Annotated in this window: 15 protein-coding genes; 6 read left to right on the top strand and 9 right to left on the bottom strand. The window is 70.5% G+C overall.

Features of this window, described 5'->3' with window-relative positions:
• The first annotated feature begins 1 nt into the window (after window position 1).
• The 3 genes from ACIRA5_RS22065 to ACIRA5_RS22055 all read left to right on the top strand — a co-directional run bounded on the left by ACIRA5_RS22065 (window position 2) and on the right by ACIRA5_RS22055 (window position 4,598).
• The gene (locus tag ACIRA5_RS22065; RefSeq protein ID WP_403693097.1) at window positions 2–2,020 is read left to right on the top strand and encodes a TerD family protein; all 2,019 of its coding nucleotides are present in this window, start codon (window positions 2–4) and stop codon (window positions 2,018–2,020) included.
• A 284-nt stretch (window positions 2,021–2,304) separates the two neighbouring features.
• Window positions 2,305–3,321 (top strand): TerC family protein, encoded by a 1,017-nt coding sequence (locus ACIRA5_RS22060; protein ID WP_403693096.1) that lies wholly within the window; start codon window positions 2,305–2,307, stop codon window positions 3,319–3,321.
• A gap of 176 nt (window positions 3,322–3,497) precedes the next feature.
• Complete coding sequence (locus ACIRA5_RS22055; RefSeq protein ID WP_403693095.1) at window positions 3,498–4,598, top strand: calcium:proton antiporter; 1,101 nt, start codon at window positions 3,498–3,500, stop codon at window positions 4,596–4,598.
• 47 nt (window positions 4,599–4,645) lie between these two features.
• Here ACIRA5_RS22055 and ACIRA5_RS22050 read toward each other — a convergent pair whose 3' ends face one another.
• Window positions 4,646–5,947 (bottom strand): MFS transporter, encoded by a 1,302-nt coding sequence (locus ACIRA5_RS22050; RefSeq protein WP_352048612.1) that lies wholly within the window; start codon window positions 5,945–5,947, stop codon window positions 4,646–4,648.
• Between the two features lie 263 nt (window positions 5,948–6,210).
• On the opposite strand from ACIRA5_RS22050, the gene aroQ reads away from it, so the two are divergent.
• Window positions 6,211–6,684: a type II 3-dehydroquinate dehydratase gene (gene aroQ / locus ACIRA5_RS22045; protein ID WP_403693092.1), complete on the top strand. Its 474-nt coding sequence runs from the start codon at window positions 6,211–6,213 to the stop codon at window positions 6,682–6,684.
• A 1-nt stretch (window position 6,685) separates the two neighbouring features.
• On the opposite strand, the gene ACIRA5_RS22040 is transcribed toward aroQ, so the two are convergent.
• The 5 genes from ACIRA5_RS22040 to ACIRA5_RS22020 all read right to left on the bottom strand — a co-directional run bounded on the left by ACIRA5_RS22040 (window position 6,686) and on the right by ACIRA5_RS22020 (window position 11,002).
• On the bottom strand, window positions 6,686–7,438 hold the full coding sequence (locus tag ACIRA5_RS22040) for an amino acid ABC transporter ATP-binding protein (RefSeq protein WP_403693090.1): 753 nt from the start codon (window positions 7,436–7,438) through the stop codon (window positions 6,686–6,688).
• Window positions 7,435–8,361 carry an amino acid ABC transporter permease gene (locus tag ACIRA5_RS22035; RefSeq protein ID WP_403693088.1) on the bottom strand — a complete coding sequence of 309 codons (927 nt, stop codon included), beginning with the start codon at window positions 8,359–8,361 and terminating at the stop codon, window positions 7,435–7,437. The genes ACIRA5_RS22040 and ACIRA5_RS22035 overlap by 4 nt, the downstream gene beginning before the upstream one ends.
• On the bottom strand, window positions 8,358–9,242 hold the full coding sequence (locus ACIRA5_RS22030) for an ABC transporter substrate-binding protein (RefSeq protein ID WP_403693087.1): 885 nt from the start codon (window positions 9,240–9,242) through the stop codon (window positions 8,358–8,360). The genes ACIRA5_RS22035 and ACIRA5_RS22030 overlap by 4 nt, the downstream gene beginning before the upstream one ends.
• A 404-nt stretch (window positions 9,243–9,646) precedes the next feature.
• Window positions 9,647–10,303, bottom strand: a complete 657-nt coding sequence (locus tag ACIRA5_RS22025; protein ID WP_352048609.1) for an MBL fold metallo-hydrolase — start codon at window positions 10,301–10,303, stop codon at window positions 9,647–9,649.
• 9 nt (window positions 10,304–10,312) lie between these two features.
• On the bottom strand, window positions 10,313–11,002 hold the full coding sequence (locus ACIRA5_RS22020; RefSeq protein ID WP_403693085.1) for a maleylpyruvate isomerase family mycothiol-dependent enzyme: 690 nt from the start codon (window positions 11,000–11,002) through the stop codon (window positions 10,313–10,315).
• 223 nt (window positions 11,003–11,225) lie between these two features.
• On the opposite strand from ACIRA5_RS22020, the gene uvrA reads away from it, so the two are divergent.
• The gene (uvrA, locus tag ACIRA5_RS22015; protein ID WP_352048607.1) at window positions 11,226–14,267 is read left to right on the top strand and encodes an excinuclease ABC subunit UvrA; all 3,042 of its coding nucleotides are present in this window, start codon (window positions 11,226–11,228) and stop codon (window positions 14,265–14,267) included.
• Between the two features lie 150 nt (window positions 14,268–14,417).
• Here the strand turns inward: uvrA and ACIRA5_RS22010 are convergent, their stop codons facing one another.
• Window positions 14,418–15,329, bottom strand: coding sequence for a carbohydrate kinase (locus ACIRA5_RS22010; protein ID WP_403693083.1), 912 nt, complete (start codon window positions 15,327–15,329; stop codon window positions 14,418–14,420).
• On the bottom strand, window positions 15,326–16,411 hold the full coding sequence (locus tag ACIRA5_RS22005; protein WP_403693082.1) for a LacI family DNA-binding transcriptional regulator: 1,086 nt from the start codon (window positions 16,409–16,411) through the stop codon (window positions 15,326–15,328). The genes ACIRA5_RS22010 and ACIRA5_RS22005 overlap by 4 nt, the downstream gene beginning before the upstream one ends.
• A 212-nt stretch (window positions 16,412–16,623) precedes the next feature.
• On the opposite strand from ACIRA5_RS22005, the gene ACIRA5_RS22000 reads away from it, so the two are divergent.
• Window positions 16,624–17,028: a Rieske (2Fe-2S) protein gene (locus ACIRA5_RS22000; protein WP_403693080.1), complete on the top strand. Its 405-nt coding sequence runs from the start codon at window positions 16,624–16,626 to the stop codon at window positions 17,026–17,028.
• A gap of 39 nt (window positions 17,029–17,067) precedes the next feature.
• Here the strand turns inward: ACIRA5_RS22000 and ACIRA5_RS21995 are convergent, their stop codons facing one another.
• The gene (locus ACIRA5_RS21995; protein ID WP_099923291.1) at window positions 17,068–18,015 is read right to left on the bottom strand and encodes a hypothetical protein; all 948 of its coding nucleotides are present in this window, start codon (window positions 18,013–18,015) and stop codon (window positions 17,068–17,070) included.
• Between the last annotated feature and the right edge of the window lie 140 nt (window positions 18,016–18,155).

The following is an 18,155-nucleotide window of genomic DNA, read 5'->3' as shown; positions in this document are numbered from 1 at the left end:
GATGACGGCCGAGCTGGTCCGGGGGCAGAACCACCCGCTCTCCCAGGCCCGTCTTGAGGTCCGCGTATCGGCCGGCCGGCCGATCGTGGCCGGGGCCACGCTGAGCGACGAGCAGGGCCGGGTCCGGGGCGTCGAATGGGTGGCTCACCCGGGCGCGCCGACCCTGCCCGGACTCGAGGTCTCCAAGCAGGCGGCGGCCGACCACCGTCTCGCGTTCGACCTGGACGCCCTGCCGGGGACCGTGCACCGCGTCAGCGTGCTGCTCGCACTGCCGACCGGTGTCGGTGGCCCTGTCCGGTTCGGGGCCGTCGCCGCCCCCTTCGTCGCCGTCACCGGCCTCGACGGCTCCGAGGTCGCCAGCTACACCATCACCGGCCTGGACGCGGAGTCGGCCGTCGTCGCCCTGGAGCTCTACCGCAGACAGGGCGTCTGGAAGGTACGCGCGGTCGGCCAGGGGTACGCGGGCGGCCTCGCCGAACTCCTCACCGACCAGGGCCTGTCCGAGGCCCGGCAGCTCGCGGGCAGCATCAACGAAGCGGTGGCCCAGGGGCTGGCCCGCTCGGTGTCGGCACCCCCGCCGCGTACGGCGGACACGGACCGCTCACGACAGGCGGCCGCCTCGGCGCCGGGACCGGACCAGCCGTACGCCGGACCGCAGGGCGCCTCCGGGACCGTACCGCCGCAGTCCCCGTACGACGCGCCGGGTCCGCAAGGAGCCACGGTGCCGCAGACGGGCTACCCGGGAGGCCCCGCGCAGCCCGACCCCTCCGCCGTCACCCAGCCGTCCGCCCCGACGGGCGGCCCGGTCAACTACAGCCACCCCGGCAGACAGGCCGCCGCGCCGCCCCCGCCTGCGCCGACCGCACCACCGGCCGCGCCGGGACAGCCCGCCCAGCCCGTCGCCGGTGACGCGACCGGCTGGTCCATGGAGGAGCGGCTCTACAACCAGGTGTGGGGCATGTTCGAGGACCTGGCGCGCACCACGGCCGCGTACCGCAGCGCCGTCGACTTCGCCGACTCGCGCCTGGAGCAGGAGCTCGACCAGGTCCTGTCCGACCCGCGCAGCCGGATCGGCGGGCAGGGCGACGCCGCGCGTGAGGCCGCCCAGGCCAAGCGGGCGGGCCTGGTCGACCAGGCCCGCGCCGCGCTCGACCGGGACCTCGCCCAGCTCGCGGCCGAGGCCGAGGTGGTCGAGCCCGCGCTGCCCGCGGCGTACGCGTCCTGGGACAACCCGGTCTGGCACGGCTACCGGGTGCCCATGGAGATCCCCATGGCCCTGCGCCTCGGCGACCTCCGGCTGCCCGAGAGCGAGAACCTGAGCATCCCGATGCTGGTCCGGCTTCCGCTCGAACGTGGCCTGTGGATCGACAGCGGACGCGCCGGCTTCGACGACCCGCTCGCCGACTCCGACGAACTGCGCCGACTCGCCATGGACACGGCAGTGGCACACGCCGCCCGGCTGCTCGCCGTCTATCCCGCGGGTGAGTTCACGGTGCATGTGATCGACCCGGCCGGTTCGGGAGCCTCGTGTCTCGCGCCGCTGGTGCGTTCCGGAGTGCTCGACGCTCCGCCCGCCGCCGGGGCCGCGGGGGTGGGCGAGGTGCTGGCCTGGCTCACCCAGCGTGTCGACCTGGTGCAGATGGCGGTGCGTGGCGGCGTGGCCGACTCGCTGCCGCCGGACCTCGACACCGCCGAACAACTGTTGATCGTCAACGACTTCCCGCACGGCTTCGACGACCGCGCCGTGACGCAGTTGCGCTATCTCGCGGACGAGGGACCGGCCGTCGGCGTCCATCTGATGATGGTCGCGGACCGGGAGGACGCCGCCGCCTACGGGCCGTTGCTCGATCCTCTCTGGCGTTCGCTGTTGCGACTCACCCCGGTGCCCGACGACCATCTCGCCGACCCGTGGGTGGGACACGCCTGGACGTACGAACCCGCGCTCGTCCCGCCGGGCAGTCAGGTGCTCCAGCAGGTGCTCTCCCAGGTGGCGGCGGCCCGCCGCGCATGGAACCGCTGACCCCACAGAGGACTTTGCCAAGCATCAGTAAAGCCATCTGACCAGGCAGTTTGGTCTTTCTTTTACTAATCGCTTTACCTTTCCTTGGTGTTTCGGGTACTGTTTTCCGTACGGAGGGGAGTACTCCCTACCACTAGCGGCGTTCCCGTCAATACGGATCCGACCAGATCCCGGGGCGTCGGCCCGTGGACCGCGGACGCATCACGCGTCCCCTCGGTCGCGGGTGGAAGAGACCTCCGGCAGCGACGACGCTGGTATTTGCCGTTACGACTGCCGGAGGCGCAGTGGATGTTTCCGTGACCCTTTGGGTCCTCACGATCGTGGGCCTCGCCGCCCTCATCGCGGTCGACTTCTTCATCGGTCGCAAGCCGCACGACGTATCGATCAAGGAAGCCGGAATCTGGACGATCGTCTGGATCGCTCTGGCCGGACTGTTCGGCCTGGGACTGCTCGTGTTCTCCGGCGGCCAGCCCGCCGGCGAGTTCTTCGCCGGCTTCATCACCGAGAAGTCGCTGAGCGTCGACAACCTCTTCGTCTTCGTCCTGATCATGGCGAAGTTCGCCGTGCCGACGCAGTACCAGCAGCGGGTACTTCTCGTCGGCGTCCTCATAGCGCTCGTCCTGCGCACGATCTTCATCGCCGCGGGCGCCGCGATCATCTCCAACTTCGCCTGGGTCTTCTACATATTCGGCGCGTTCCTCATCTACACGGCCTGGAAGCTGATCCAGGAGGCGCGGGCCGACGAGCCGGAGGAGGAGTTCGAGGAGAACAAGCTGCTCAAGGCCGCCGAGAAGCGCTTCGGTGTGGCTGACCGGTATCACGGCACGAAGCTGTGGATCCAGCAGAACGGCAAGCGCGTCATGACGCCGATGCTGGTCGTGATGCTCGCGATCGGCACCACGGACGTACTCTTCGCGCTTGACTCGATCCCCGCGATCTTCGGCCTGACCCAGGACCCGTACATCGTCTTCACGGCCAACGCGTTCGCGCTGATGGGTCTGCGCCAGCTGTACTTCCTCATCGGTGGCCTGCTCAGGAAGCTGGTCCACCTCAGCTACGGCCTGTCCGTCATCCTTGGCTTCATCGGCGTCAAGCTGGTGCTGCACGCACTGCACGAGTCCGGCGTCCACGTTCCCGAGATCTCCATCCCGGTCTCGCTCGGGGTGATCTGTGCGGTCCTGGTCGTCACGACGATCACCAGCCTGATCGCCTCCAAGAAGCAGGCGGCGCTGCAAGCGTCCGAAGGCGCCTCGCAGACCCCGACGTCCGAGAAGTCCCCGACGAACAGCATCGACGTCTGATCACGTCGGAGGCGGCGACAGCCGCCTCGTGGCGGGGGGGGGGGGGGCCGGGGCCCCCCCCCCCCCCCCCGGGGGGGGGGGGGGGGGGGGCCGGGGGGGGGCCGCCCACCCCGCCAGGTGTTCGCTCGGGCGGCCATCGGAATGCGGGGCCCGTCCGTGCCTGCGACGATCGCTGCATGATCGTTCGGCTCCGGTCACTCCTGACGCAGTGGACGGCCGTCGTGCCCGTGGTCGCGGTGGTCCTGCTGGCCTTCACTTGGGGGCGCGACCTGCCCGCCGCGATCGTCGCACTGGTGACCCTGGTCCTGGCCGGGGCGGTGCTGGCCGCGGTCCACCACGCCGAGGTGATCGCGCACCGGGTCGGTGAACCCTTCGGGTCCCTCGTCCTGGCCGTCGCCGTCACGATCATCGAAGTGGCGCTCATCGTCACCCTGATGGTGGACGGCGGCCCGAAGAGCTCGACGCTCGCCCGTGACACGGTGTTCGCGGCCGTGATGATCACGTGCAACGGCATCGTGGGACTGTGCCTGCTCGTCGCCTCCCTGCGTCACGGGCTCGCCGTCTTCAACGCGGAGGGCACCGGCGCCGCCCTGGCGACCGTCGCGACGCTGGCCACGCTCAGCCTGGTCTTCCCGACCTTCACCACCAGCAAGCCGGGCCCGGAGTTCTCCACGGTCCAGCTCACCTTCGCCGCGCTCGCCTCACTCGTCCTGTACGGCCTGTTCGTGACGACCCAGACCGTGCGGCACCGCGACTACTTCCTCCCGATCACCCGTCTGGGCGAGGTGATCGACGTGGACGAACACGCGGACGCCCCGTCCGCCCGTGCCGCTGGGATCAGCCTGGGCCTGCTCGCCCTGGCCCTCGTCGGAGTGGTCGGCCTCGCCAAGGGTGTGTCGCCCACCATCGAGTCCGGCGTCGAGGCGGCCGGTATGCCGCAGTCGGTGGTCGGTGTGATCATCGCGCTGCTCGTGCTGCTTCCGGAGACCATCGCCGCGGTCCGGTCGGCACGCCGCGACCGGGTGCAGACCAGTCTGAACCTCGCCCTCGGCTCCGCGATGGCCAGCATCGGTCTGACGATTCCCGCGGTTGCCCTGGCCTCCGTCTGGCTCTCCGGACCGCTCGTACTCGGCCTCAGTTCCACCCATATGGTGCTGCTCGCGCTCACGGTGGTCGTGAGTTCCCTGACGGTCGTCCCGGGACGCGCGACCCCCCTCCAGGGAGGTGTCCATCTGGTGGTGTTCGCGGCGTACTTGGAGCTGGCGGTCACTCCCTAGCCGACGCTCAGCCGGTGGAGCCACCGCTCAGCCGGTGGAGCCGCCACTCACTCCGTGGCCGGGGCGACGGCCATCCGGGGCACCGGCCGGGTCTCCGGCAGCAGTGCGAAACACCCGAGGCTGAACAGGGCGATCCCCGTCAGATACGCCGCCACACCCCAGGGCACCCGCTCTCCCTCGGCCACCGCCGTCGCCACGATGGGCGTGAGCGCGCCGCCCAGCACCCCGCCCAGGTTGTAACCCACCGCCGCCCCCGTGCAGCGCACCCGAGGCTCGTACAGCTCCGGCAGATACGCGGCGATCACGGCGAACATCATGATGAACGCGAGCAGCGCCACCAGGAAGCCCAGGAACATCAACAGGGGTTCGCCGGTCGACAGCAGCGCGATCATCGGGAACATCCACAGTGCCGAGGCCGTACACCCCGCCAGACACAGCGGCCGCCGTCCGTAGCGGTCGCCGAGAAGGGCCATCACGGGCGTGAGGGAGCCCTTCACCACCACGGCCGCCATGATGCAGGACAGCATGACGGTACGGCTCACCCCGAGCCGCTCGACGCCGTACGCGAGCGCCCAGGTCGTCACCGCGTAGAACACGGCGTAGCCCACCGCGAGTCCACCGGCCGTCAGCAGGACGAGCCGCCAGTGGTCGCGCACCACCTCGGCGAGCGGCACACGCGCGTGGTCCTCCATTTCGAGGAAGCTGGGGCTCTCCGCGAGCGAACTGCGCAGCCACAGCCCCGCGGCGGCGAGCAGGCCCGCCGCCCAGAACGGCACGCGCCACCCCCATGCCGCGAACTGTGCGTCGGACAGCGTTGTCGACAGCACCAGCATCACGCCGTTGGCCAGCACGAACCCCAGGGAGGGGCCGATCTGCGGAAAGCTCGACCACAGCGCGCGCCGCTCGGCGGGCGCGTGCTCCGCGGTCAGCAGCACCGCCCCGCCCCACTCCCCGCCGAGCCCGAGCCCCTGAAGGAAACGCAGTACAAGAAGGAGCACGGGAGCGGCCGTACCGATCGAGTCGAACGTCGGCACGCACCCGACCGCGACGGTCGCGGCGCCGGTCAGCAACAGCGAGGCGACGAGCACCGGACGCCGTCCGCGCCGGTCCCCGATGTGCCCGAACAGCATCGAGCCGAGCGGGCGGGCGACGAATCCGACGCCGAACGTCGCGAAGGCCGCCAGCGTTCCCGCCAGCGGTGAGAAGGTCGGGAAGAACAACGGTCCCAGGACCAGGGCGGCCGCGGTCCCGTAGACGAAGAAGTCGTAGAACTCGATGGCCGTTCCGGCGAGCGAGGCGGCCGCGAGCCGGAGCATGGAGGGCGCCCTTACGGTGTGTACGTCGTGCATGCCGCGTCAACTACCCACGGTGACGGACGGTTACGGGGGCGCGCGGGAGCATGGTGCGCGTCGGCGGCTGATCGCGATGCGCCGGAGCGGCCCGACCTCGTACTGCACGGAGCGGGTCTCGTCACGGAACGGCGGGTGTCATCAGGGAAAGGCGGGTCTCATCACGGATTGGACGGCCCGTCACCACCGCGCCGTAGCGTGATAGACCGGGTCCGAGCAGCGGTCCACAACGGGCCGGCAGATCTGGAAGGACCGGAGGAACCGTGCCCCGCACCCTCGCCAACGCCCCGATCATGATCCTCAACGGGCCCAATCTGAACCTTCTCGGGCAGCGTCAGCCGGAGATCTACGGCTCGGACACGCTCGCGGACGTGGCGGCCCTGTGTGCCAAGGCGGCCGCCGCGCACGGCGGCACGGTGGACTTCCGTCAGTCCAACCACGAGGGCGAGCTGGTGGACTGGATCCACGAGGCGCGCCTGAACCACGCGGGGATCGTGATCAACCCGGCCGCGTACTCGCACACCTCCGTCGCGATCCTGGACGCGCTCAACGCCTGTGACGGCCTTCCGGTGGTGGAGATCCACATCTCCAACATCCACCAGCGCGAGGCGTTCCGGCACCACTCGTACGTCTCGCAGCGGGCCGACGGGGTCATCGCGGGGTGCGGGGTCCAGGGGTACGCGTTCGCGGTGGAGCGGGTGGCGGCGCTGGCGGGGACGGGGCAGGCGCAAGCCTGACTCAGAGCCGCCCCGCCTCCACGATCCGACGCAGGAACCGCCGGGTGCGCTCCTGTCGCGGGCTCCCGAAGAGTTCCTCGGCCGTGCCGCGTTCGAGGACCACACCGCCGTCCAGGAAGCACACCTGGTCGGCGACCTCGCGGGCGAAGCCCATCTCGTGCGTGGCCAGCACCATGGTCATCCCCTCGTCCTTCAGGTCCCGGACGACGGACAGGACCTCACCCACGAGTTCCGGGTCGAGGGCGGCGGTGATCTCGTCGAGGAGCAGCAGCCGGGGACGTACGGCCAACGCGCGGACGATCGCGGCCCGTTGCTGCTGGCCGCCGCTCAGCCGGTCGGGATACTCGCCCGCCTTCGCGCCGAGGCCGAGCCGGTCGAGCAGCTCACGCGCGTGTGCCTCGGCCTCCGCGCGGCTCACACCGTGCACGCGGCGCGGGGCGAGCGTGATGTTCTCCAGCACGGTCATGTGCGGGAAGAGGTTGTACGCCTGGAAGACCACGCCGATCCGACGGCGTACGGCGTCGTGGTCGGCCCGCGGGTCGGTGATCTCCTCGTCGTCCAGCCAGATCGCGCCGTCGTCGATCTCCTCGAGGAGGTTCGCACAGCGCAGCAGGGTCGACTTGCCGGAGCCGGAGGCGCCGATCAGCGCGGTCACCGTGTGCGGGGCGACCTCCAGGTCGACGTCCCGCAGTACGACGGAGTCGCCGAAGGTCTTGCGGACGGATTCCATCCGCAGCACCGGTGTGCCGGTCATATGGTCCCTCCCTGGGCCCGCTGACGGTCCATCCGGGCCGTGATCCAGTCCGTGAAGCGGGTCATCGGAATGGTCAGCGCGACGAAGACCAGTCCCGCGACGATGTACGGCGTGTAGTTGAGGCTGCGGCCCACGATGATGTCGGCGGCCCGCACCGCGTCGACCGCACCGCCGATCGACACGAGCCCGGTGTCCTTCTGGAGGGACACCAGGTCGTTGAGGAGCGGCGGCACCTGGCGGCGTACCGCCTGGGGGAGGACGACGTAGCGCAGGGCCTGCCGGTTGCTGAGCCCGAGCGAGCGGGCCGCGGCGCGCTGCGAGGGGTGGACGGACTCGATGCCGGCGCGGAACACCTCGGCGACGTACGCCGAGTACGTCAGCGTCAGCGCCGTACCACCCAGGAGGACCGGGTCCACGGTCACGCCCTGCAGCCGCAGCGCGGGGACGCCCAGGACCACGATCATCAGGTTGATGATGAGCGGGAGGCCGCGGAAGAAGTCCGTGTACGCGGCGGCCAGCGCCCGTAGGGGGAAGAACACCGGGCCGCGCAGGGTGCGGGCGATGGCGATCAGCATGCCCAGGACGAGGACCGCGGCGCCGCAGATCAGGAGCAGCCGTACGTTCAGCCACAGCCCTTCCAGGACCTTGGGGAACGCCTCGCGCGCGTACTGCCCGTTGAAGAACGTCTCCTTGGTGCGCGACCAGCCGGGCGCGTTGACGACGACGAGGTACAGCACGACGCCGGTGACCAGGGTGGAGAGCGCGGCGATCGCCGTCGCGCGGCGGGCGCGGGCGCGCTTGTGGCGCTCCCGTTCGATCCGCCGCTGCGAGGGGACGTACGCCTCGGGCATGTCGCCCTCACCGGAGCCCGCGCCCGGCTCCTCTCCCGGCTCCCCTTCCGACTCCTCCTTGGTGACGGTCACTTGAGCACCGGAGCGTCGACGGCCTCGGACAGCCACTGCTTCTCGATCGAGGCGAGCGTGCCGTCCTGGCGCAGAGCGTCCACGGCCTTCGTCACACACGGGGTCAGGGCGCTGCCCTTGTCGAGGACGAGTCCGAACTGCTCCGGTGTGCCGCCGGTGTTCTCGAACTGTCCGACGATCTTGGCGTCGGTCACCTCGGCCGCCGTGATGTAGAACGCGGTCGGCAGGTCGACCACGATGGCGTCGACCTGGCCGTTCTTCAGAGCGGACTTGGCCTGGTCGTTCTTCGCGTACGCGGCCGGCTGCCGGGTCGGCTTCACCACGTCGTCGATGTAGTTCAGGCTGGTGGTGCCGACCTGGGCGCCCAGCTTGACGTCCTTGAGGTCCGCGATGCTCTTCGCCTGCGCGGCCTTGGAGCCCTTGAGCGCGATGACGGCCTGGCGGACGTCGTAGTAGCCGGACGAGAAGTCCACCGCCTTCTTGCGCTCGGCGCTGATCGACACCTGGTTGATGTCAAAGTCGAAGGTCTTCACGCCGGGCGCGAAGGCCTTGTTGAAGGGGACGGTCTGCCAGACGACGTCGCTCTTGTCGTAGCCGAGCTGCTTGGCCACGGCGTACGTGACCGCGGACTCGAAGCCCTTGCCGTTCGCGGGCTTGTCGTCCTTGAACCACGGCTCGTACGCGGGCTCGTCGGTGGCGATGGTCAGCTTGCCGGACGTCCGGGTGCCCAACGCGCCCTTCGCGCAGGCTTCTCCGGTTGTCCCGGAGGCCTTGGCGGAGGCATTGTCCTCCGGCTGCGGGGCACAGCCCACGGCGGCGGCAAGCAGGGCGACGGTGGCGGCGGACGCGGCGCGGCGCAGGGTGCGTTGGGCGAGATGCATGGCGGGAGAGTGACAGCGAGGCATGCCGTTTGTCGAGGTCACAACGGTAAAAGTCCGCATAGTGGGAACGTGTGTTGCGGTCCTGTGAACGCTCGATGAGAAGAGCCGCTGAGCGGCCTGCCGACGGCTTTGCCGGGGCCGCCGGCCGAGGGCGGGGATCAATGGGCCGGCGGCCCGTTTCGCGTCAGGAGCCGTCGACCTGAGCGGGGCTGCTTCCAGTGGACTGCACCACCGCACGCGCCGGGAGCGCGCGCAGGGCACCGGCGCGTGCGCTCCATTCACACGGGGCGCGTGTTCGCGGACTTCACGCCCCCGGCCGGGGTTCGTCGTGCGACCCGGACCGGTCGGGCTTCGTTCGTCGTCCGACTATGACCGGTCGGGTTCGTTCGTCGTGCGGCCCGGAGTCACCAGCCGCGCGCGTGCCACTCCGGAAGGTGCGGGCGCTCGGCGCCCAGCGTCGTGTCGTTGCCGTGCCCCGGGTAGACCCAGGTCTCGTCCGGCAGTGCGTCGAAGATCTTCGTCTCGACGTCGTGGATGAGGCTGGCGAACGCCTTCGGGTCCTTGCGGGTGTTGCCCACACCGCCGGGGAAGAGACAGTCCCCCGTGAACACGTGCGGGTGCCCGTGCGGGTCGTCGTAGACGAGGGCGATCGAGCCCGGTGTGTGGCCCACGAGGTGGCGCGCGGTGAGCTCCACGCGCCCCACCCGGATCGTGTCGCCGTCGCTCACGAGGACGTCGGTCGGCACGGGGATGCCCTCGGCGTCGTCCCGGCCCGCGTAGGTGCGGGCGCCGGTGGCCACCACGACCTCCGCGAGCGCCTGCCAGTGGTCGCCGTGCTGATGTGTGGTGACGACGGACGCGATGCCGTCGTCACCGATCAGCGTGAGCAGGGTGCCGGCGTCGTTGGCCGCGTCGATCAGCAGCTGCTCGTCGGTGGCCCGGCAGCGCAGCAGATAGGCGTTGTTGTCCATCGGGCCGACCGCGACCTTGGAGATCATCAGGTTCTGCAGCTCGTGCACATCGGCAGGTCCGCCGACCTTCACCGCTCCGCTGTAGGTCATGACGGCAGCCTATAGCGGGGGGAGCGCGGGGAGTGGCCCGCCATCGACGCTCAGCCCCGAGCCGTCGCGCCGTCCGCAGAGCCAGCCGAGCAGCGCCGGTGCGGAACCGGTCACGGTGACCTCGGGTCCGCCCTCAGCATCGCGTCCCGTGCTCCACGCGCGCGTGGTGTCGGTGATCCCTGTGGAGGGCACCTCGGGGTGCCCCCTGAACCGATCGGCGAGGAAGGCGATCTCCCGTTCCACGAACTCCTCCGGGAGATCCTCGAGCTCGTACCCGATCCCCAGGTCCACGTGATGCAGCTCGACCTCGCCCCAGCGCCGGAACGGCACCCGGGCCGCGGAGTCCGTGACCCCGTTGCGCAGCTCCACCGTGCGCGACCAGTCCGCGGGCGCCGCCCCCGCGTCCTGGAACCGGGCCGCGCTCTTCCGCAGGTCCGCGAGCTGTCCGTCCAGGGGGCGCGGCGCGTCCCGCTCGATGTCGGCGTCCCGGGCTTCCCCGGAGACGTACATCGGGCGTCCGTCGAGGACGTTCACGAGCGCGTCCGCGTTACGGGAGAGGTGGGCGAGCACATGGCCGCGGCTCCAGCCGGGCAGCCGTGACGGCTCGGCCGCGGAAGCGTTGTCCAGTTCGGCGGCTGCGTTGAGCAGCCGTTCGGTCGCGTCACGTACAGACGCCAGGTCGCGCGCGTGATCCATCATGCGGACGACCCTAGCCCCGCCACACGTTCGGGTGAAGGTGGTCGGCCGTGCCCGCAAATCGAATGCACGTGCTATACCCTCGACCGTGGCGTCGGGCATGCTGGATGGCCCGGGATTGTTGTGAACCAGGGAAAGCAACCGGCGCTGTCAGTGGCTCCCCCTAGTCTGGGAAAGACGGGGGCCTCGGCCCCTGTCACTTCTCTCAAGAAAGGTGCGGACCGGCGTGGCCGACCGTCTCATCGTCCGTGGAGCGCGCGAGCACAATCTGAAGAATGTCTCGCTCGACCTCCCGCGCGACTCGCTCATCGTCTTCACGGGCCTGTCGGGGTCGGGCAAGTCCTCGCTGGCCTTCGACACGATCTTCGCCGAGGGGCAGCGGCGTTACGTGGAGTCACTGTCCTCGTACGCCCGGCAGTTCCTCGGCCAGATGGACAAGCCGGACGTCGACTTCATCGAAGGCCTCTCCCCGGCGGTCTCCATCGACCAGAAGTCGACCTCGCGCAACCCGCGCTCGACGGTCGGCACCATCACCGAGGTCTACGACTACCTGCGTCTGCTCTTCGCGCGCATCGGCAAGCCGCACTGTCCCCAGTGCCGCCGCCCCATCACGCGCCAGTCGCCGCAGGCCATCGTCGACAGGGTTCTGGAGCTGCCCGAGGGAAGCCGCTTCCAGGTGCTTTCGCCGCTGGTGCGCGAGCGCAAGGGCGAGTTCGTCGACCTCTTCGCCGATCTCCAGACCAAGGGGTACAGCCGGGCCAGGGTCGATGGTCAGACGATCCAGCTCACCGAGCCGCCCACGCTGAAGAAGCAGGAGAAGCACACCATCGAGGTGGTCGTCGACCGCCTCACGGTGAAGGACTCCGCCAAGCGCCGCCTCACCGACTCCGTGGAGACCGCCCTCGGGCTCTCCGGCGGCATGGTCGTGCTCGACTTCGTCGACCTCCCCGAGGACGACCCCGAGCGCGAGCGCATGTACTCGGAGCACCTGTACTGCCCGTACGACGACCTGTCGTTCGAGGAGCTGGAGCCCCGCTCCTTCTCCTTCAACTCGCCCTTCGGCGCCTGCCCCGAGTGCACCGGTATCGGTACGCGCATGGAGGTCGATCCCGAGCTGATCGTCCCGGACGAGGACAAGTCCCTCGACGAGGGCGCCATCCACCCCTGGTCGCACGGGCACACCAAGGACTACTTCGGGCGGCTCGTCGGAGCCCTCGCCGACGCGTTGGGATTCCGGACCGACATCCCCTTCGCCGGTCTCCCGCAGCGCGCCAAGAAGGCCCTGCTCTACGGCCACAAGACGCAGATCGAGGTGCGCTACCGCAACAGGTACGGGCGCGAGCGTGTCTACACCACCCCCTTCGAAGGGGCCGTCCCCTTCATCAAGCGGCGGCACAGCGAGTCCGAGAGCGACGCCAGCCGCGAGCGCTTCGAGGGCTATATGCGCGAGGTGCCCTGCCCCACCTGTGAGGGCACCCGCCTCAAGCCGCTCATCCTCGCCGTCACCGTCATGGAGCAGTCGATCGCGGAGGTCTCCGCGATGTCGATCAGCGACTGCGCGGACTTCCTGGGCAAGCTGAAGCTCGACGCGCGTGACAAGAAGATCGCCGAGCGTGTCCTGAAGGAGGTCAACGAACGGCTGCGCTTCCTGGTCGACGTCGGCCTCGACTACCTGTCGCTCAACCGCGCGGCCGGCACGCTCTCCGGCGGCGAGGCCCAGCGCATCCGCCTGGCCACCCAGATCGGCTCCGGCCTCGTCGGCGTCCTGTACGTCCTCGACGAGCCGTCCATCGGCCTGCACCAGCGCGACAACCACCGGCTGATCGAGACCCTGGTCCGGCTGCGAGACATGGGCAACACGCTCATCGTCGTCGAGCACGACGAGGACACCATCAAGGTCGCCGACTGGGTCGTCGACATCGGCCCCGGCGCGGGTGAGCACGGCGGCAAGGTCGTGCACAGCGGCCCCTTGAAGGAGCTGCTCGCCAACCCCGAGTCGATGACCGGCCAGTACCTGTCGGGCAAGCGAGAGATCCCGCTCCCGGACATCCGCCGTCCCGCCGACCCGGGCCGCAGGCTCACCGTGCACGGCGCCCGTGAGAACAACCTCCAGGACATCGACGTGTCCTTCCCGCTGGGTGTGCTCACGGCGGTCACGGGTGTCTCCGGTTCCGGCAAGTCGACGCTGGTCAACGACATCCTGTACACGCACCTGGCGCGCGAGCTCAACGGCGCCCGGAGCGTTCCCGGGCGGCACACGCGCGTGGACGGCGACGACCTCGTCGACAAGGTCGTGCACGTCGATCAGTCGCCCATCGGCCGCACCCCGCGGTCGAACCCGGCGACGTACACCGGAGTCTTCGACCACGTCCGCAAGCTGTTCGCCGAGACGACCGAGGCGAAGGTGCGGGGCTACATGCCCGGCCGCTTCTCCTTCAACGTCAAGGGCGGACGTTGCGAGAACTGCTCGGGCGACGGCACCATCAAGATCGAGATGAACTTCCTGCCGGATGTGTACGTCCCCTGCGAGGTCTGCCACGGGGCGCGCTACAACCGGGAGACCCTGGAGGTCCACTACAAGGGCAAGTCCATCTCCGAGGTCCTCGACATGCCGATCGAGGAGGCTCTCGGCTTCTTCGAGGCCGTCCCTGCGATCGCCCGCCACCTGCGCACACTCAACGACGTCGGTCTCGGCTACGTCCGGCTCGGCCAGTCCGCGCCGACGCTGTCCGGCGGCGAGGCCCAGCGTGTCAAGCTCGCCAGCGAGCTGCAGAAGCGTTCCACGGGCCGCACGGTGTACGTGCTGGACGAGCCGACCACCGGTCTGCACTTCGAGGACATCAGCAAGCTGATCACGGTGCTCTCCGGTCTGGTTGACAAGGGCAACACGGTCATCGTCATCGAGCACAACCTCGACGTCATCAAGACCGCCGACTGGGTCGTCGACATGGGCCCGGAGGGCGGCAACGGCGGTGGTCTCGTGGTCGCCGAGGGCACGCCCGAGCAGGTCGCCGGGGTTCCGGCCAGCCACACCGGCAAGTTCCTGCGCGAGGTCCTGGGCGCGGACCGGATCAGCGACGCCGCCTCCGTACCGGCTCCCCGCAAGGCGGCGGCCAAGAAGGCGGTCGCGGCAAAGTCGACGGCCAGGAAGACGACCACGAAGGCCGTGAACAACACGGCCACGAAGAAGGCAGCCGCGGCCGCCGGCACGACGGCCACGAAGAAGGCGACCCCCGCGAAGAAGACCACGCGGGCACGCAAGGCCTGATCCGGCCGGACGGGCCGGGCCCGACACATCGCGAAGAACACGGTGCCCCATGGGAACTCCCCATGGGGCACCGCCCGTTGCACGGTCAGCCGCCCTTGGACCGCATCGGTCTCAGAGGTCCAGCTTTCGGTTCCAGAGCGGCCAGCTGCTTCAAGGGGCGTCGAGCTCCGCGGCGAACGGCGGCTCCGCGCCCGCTCGGGAGCAGGTGATCGCCGCCGCGCGTGCCGCGAACCGCAGCAGCTCGCTCCAGCCGTCGGGGCCCAGCTCGGCCAGCGCCGCCGGGGACAGCGCGTCCCGTGCGGCCAGGCCGTGCAGCAGGGCCGCGTTCACCGTGTCTCCGGCGCCGATGGTGTCCACGACCTCGACCGGCTCACCGGGCACGGAGTGGACGGAGCCGTCCTGGGTGAACACCGTCAGGCCGTCGCCGCCCTGGGTGATCACGACGGCCGCGGGGCCGGACGCCAGCCACTCGCGCGGGGTGCCGCCCAGCCACAGCGCGTCCTCCTCGGAGAGCTTGAGGAGCGACACCGACGGCAGCCAGTTCTTGAAGCGGGCCCGATAGGCGTCCGCGTCGGGGATGAGTACGGCCCGGATGTTCGGGTCGAGCGTGGTGAACACCCTGCGCGCGGCGGCGGCCCGCATCAGCTCCTCGTAGGCGCTGGCGCCGGGCTCAAGGACCAGCGAGCAGGTCCCGAAGGACACCGCCCGGGTGGCGTCCGGGAGGCGCTCCGGCGCGGTGAACAGGCGGTCGGCCGTGCCCTCGACGTAGAAGGAGTACGACGCCGAGCCGTCCGCGTCGAGGGAGGCGAGCGCGAGGGTCGTCGGCTCCGTCCCGCGCTGCACGGAGGACACGTCGACGCCCGCCTCGCGCAGCCCGCCGAGGAGCGCCTCGCCGTAGGCGTCGTACGAGACCCGGGAGCAGAAGGCGGTGGGGGAGCCGAGGCGGCCCAGCGCCACCGCCGTGTTGTAGGGGCCGCCGCCGCGTGCGGGCCGCAGGCCGACGAGCGCTCCCGCGCCCTGCGGTACCAGGTCGATCAGGGCCTCACCGGCGACGACGATCACGACAGGGATCCTTTCGCGGGACTCTTCTGACTCAGGGCGGTGGGGGAGGCCCCCGATGTCCCGGGGGGCTCGGCGCAGCCGCACGAGGTGCGGTGGACGAAGGCGCAGGGGAGCCGCACGGTGCGGGCCGGGTGGTCCGGCGCGGCGAGCCGTTCCAGGAGCAGCCGGACGGCCTGCGCGCCGATCTCCTTGCTTGGCTGGGAGATCGCGGTCAGCCGGGGCGTCAACAGATCCGCCCAGGCGAAGTCGTCGAAGCAGCACAGCGCCAGGTCGTCCGGCACGGACAGACCGCGTTCGCGCAGGGTGCGCAGGGCCCCGATGGTCATCGTGTTGTTTCCGGTGACCATCGCGGTCGGGGGCGCCGCCAGGGACAGCAGCGCGTCGGTGGCGCGTTCGGCGGCCGTCGCTTGGGAGTCGCCGTGCGCCACGAGCCGTTCGTCATAGGGGAGCCCGGCGCCCGCGAGGCCGTGGCGGTAGCCGGAGATCCGCTCGTTCGTGGTGCTGAGCCCGGGCAGGCCCGCGACGAGCCCGATGCGCCGGTGACCCCGTTCGGCGAGATGCCCGACCAGCCGTGCCATCGGCTCGGCGTTCTCGGCGCAGACCTGGTCGAAGCGGGAGGGGTGGTCGGCCGGGGCCTCGACCAGGCGGTCCAGGAAGACGGTCGGCACGTGGTGCTGCCCGAGATAGCGCAGGAGCGCGTCCGGATCGGCGGAGGGCGCGACGATCAGACCGTCGACGCGTCGCTCGTGCAGCAACTGGACGACCTTCCGCTCGTGCTGGGGATCGTCGTGCGGATCGGCGAGAAGCAGCCCGTACCCGTGCTCCAGGGCGCTCGCCTCGACGCCCTGGAGGATCTCCGTGAAGTACGGGTTGCTGATCGCCGACACCGCGAGGCCGATGGACCGGGTGCGCGCGGTGACCAGCGAACGGGCCAGGGTGTTGGGCGTGTAGCCGAGCGCGTCGATGGCGTCCAGGACGGCCTGGCGGGTGTGGGGCAGCACGGGGCGCGTGTCGTTGAGCACATGGGAGACGGTCGCCACGGACACTCCCGCGTGCGCCGCCACGTCGACCATCGTTGCCATCGCCCTGCCTCGCCTCTCCCGGGGCGACCCACGGGGGCCCTCCCCGAACTCTCGGCCTGCTCCGGCGGGAACGTATCGCATTCGACGGTGCACGTAAACGCTTGCGCAAACGTTTACGTCCTGTCGCCCGCACATATTGAGGACACCCTCGGGGCGGAATCATCCCTACCGGTATCGTCGACACACACCCGGCCCCGACCTGTGGAGACGCCATGCCTGCCCGCCGTACCGTCCTGCGAGGAGCGGCGCTCGCCCCGGTCGCCGGGATCGCCGTCAGCGCCTGCTCCGGTGGCAGCGGGGGCGGGGCGCCGGCGGCGCCGACCGCGCCGGTCGAGCTGGGCGCGGAGAGCGAGATCGCCAAGGGCGGCGCCCAGCTGTACCGGGAAGAGAACGTCGTGGTCAGCCGTGCCGAGAACGGCTCCCTGAAGGCGTTCAGCACGATCTGCACGCACGCCGGGTGCGCCATCAACAAGCTTCAGGGCACGACGCTGATCTGCCCGTGCCACGGCAGTGAATTCGACGCGGCGACGGGCAAGGTGCTGCAGGCCCCTGCCACCGAGCCGCTGAAGGAGCTGTCCGTGCAGGCCAAGGGCGGCAGGATCGTCGCGGGTCCCTGACCGGGAGCGCGGTGACGCCGCGTCCCCGGCCGGCCGGGGTCACTCCCAGTCCCAGCCGATGCCCACGATGCCCGACCGCACCCGCGGCTCGACGAGATGCACCGAGCGATGGCGCCCGCTGAGGGGGAGCTCCTGGCGGCCGCTGCGTGGCGCCGCCGCCGAGTGCTGGGTGAACCGGTGGCAGCGCACGGGCAGCGCATCCTCGGCGAACCGCACCTGGAGGGCGTACTGCCCGCCCGCGAAGCCGAACCCGCGTACGTACTCGCTGGACGCACCGGCCGTGCCGTCCTCGAAGCCGTAGCGGAAGAGGAACGTATCTCCTGCGCGCAGCCGCGTGTCGAAGAGCAGCTCGGCGACCAGCACTCCGGTGTCGTGGTGCCAGCGCACCCGTCCCGTGCGGCAGTTTTCCAGGGCTCGGACCGCCGTGCGCTCCGGGGCGCAGCCAGGGTCACCGTGGTGGACGGCCACATAGCGGTCCACACCGTCCTTGTAGGCCCGCACGATGTGGTGGGACTCACGCGCGAGCAGCTCGCGGTGCGTGCCTATCCGGACGAGTTCGTGGTGGCCGAGGGTGTGCAGCCCGCCGTCGAGCGGTGACTCCAGCTCGGCCAGGAGCCGCTCCAGGACGCCGGAGGCCTCCACCAGGGAGCGGTACGAGCGGCCGGTGGGGCGCTGGGGGTCGCAGCGCTGGTCGGCCTTGGCCAGGAGCCGGATCAGTGACTCGTCCGGGAGCTGGAGGATCTCCTCCAGGGCGCGTACGGCGCGCAGCGACTCGGGGCGCTGTGGGCGCCGGGCGCCCTGCTGCCAGTAACTCAGGCTCGTGACCCCGACTTTGACCCCGTACCGGGACAGGTGGTGCTGTACGCGCTGCAGGGGCAGGCCGCGTGCGGCGATCGCGGCGCGCAGCGCGACATGGAAGGGGCCTCCCGCCAGGGCCGTCTCCAGTTCCGCAATGGCGACGTCCGCGTGCTGTGTGCCGTACCGCATGCAGGGCCTTTCTGTGAATGTTCACAACGGCTGGTCAGACCGTTGGATGTAGGTCGTCGGGGGCGCCCGGTCGGCGCGCGGGGCTTGTTCACACGCGCCTGTCGCCGTCCACGACCCCGAGTTCCCACGCATTGAAGCGT

This window comes from Streptomyces sp. NPDC096311, from assembly GCF_044763085.1.
Lineage (GTDB): Bacteria > Actinomycetota > Actinomycetes > Streptomycetales > Streptomycetaceae > Streptomyces.
The sequence above is the reverse complement of the archived record's forward strand: the minus strand, read 5'-3'. Positions and strand labels throughout refer to the sequence as shown.

Coding starts and splice junctions, on each gene's coding strand:
- ACIRA5_RS22065 (WP_403693097.1), top strand. CDS start 2: ATGACGGCCGAGCTGGTCCGGGGGCAGAACCACCCGCTCTCCCAGGCC.
- ACIRA5_RS22055 (WP_403693095.1), top strand. CDS start 3,498: ATGATCGTTCGGCTCCGGTCACTCCTGACGCAGTGGACGGCCGTCGTG.
- ACIRA5_RS22050 (WP_352048612.1), bottom strand. CDS start 5,947: ATGCACGACGTACACACCGTAAGGGCGCCCTCCATGCTCCGGCTCGCG.
- ACIRA5_RS22040 (WP_403693090.1), bottom strand. CDS start 7,438: ATGACCGGCACACCGGTGCTGCGGATGGAATCCGTCCGCAAGACCTTC.
- ACIRA5_RS22030 (WP_403693087.1), bottom strand. CDS start 9,242: ATGCATCTCGCCCAACGCACCCTGCGCCGCGCCGCGTCCGCCGCCACC.
- ACIRA5_RS22025 (WP_352048609.1), bottom strand. CDS start 10,303: ATGACCTACAGCGGAGCGGTGAAGGTCGGCGGACCTGCCGATGTGCAC.
- ACIRA5_RS22020 (WP_403693085.1), bottom strand. CDS start 11,002: ATGATGGATCACGCGCGCGACCTGGCGTCTGTACGTGACGCGACCGAA.
- ACIRA5_RS22005 (WP_403693082.1), bottom strand. CDS start 16,411: ATGGCAACGATGGTCGACGTGGCGGCGCACGCGGGAGTGTCCGTGGCG.
- ACIRA5_RS22000 (WP_403693080.1), top strand. CDS start 16,624: ATGCCTGCCCGCCGTACCGTCCTGCGAGGAGCGGCGCTCGCCCCGGTC.
- ACIRA5_RS21995 (WP_099923291.1), bottom strand. CDS start 18,015: ATGCGGTACGGCACACAGCACGCGGACGTCGCCATTGCGGAACTGGAG.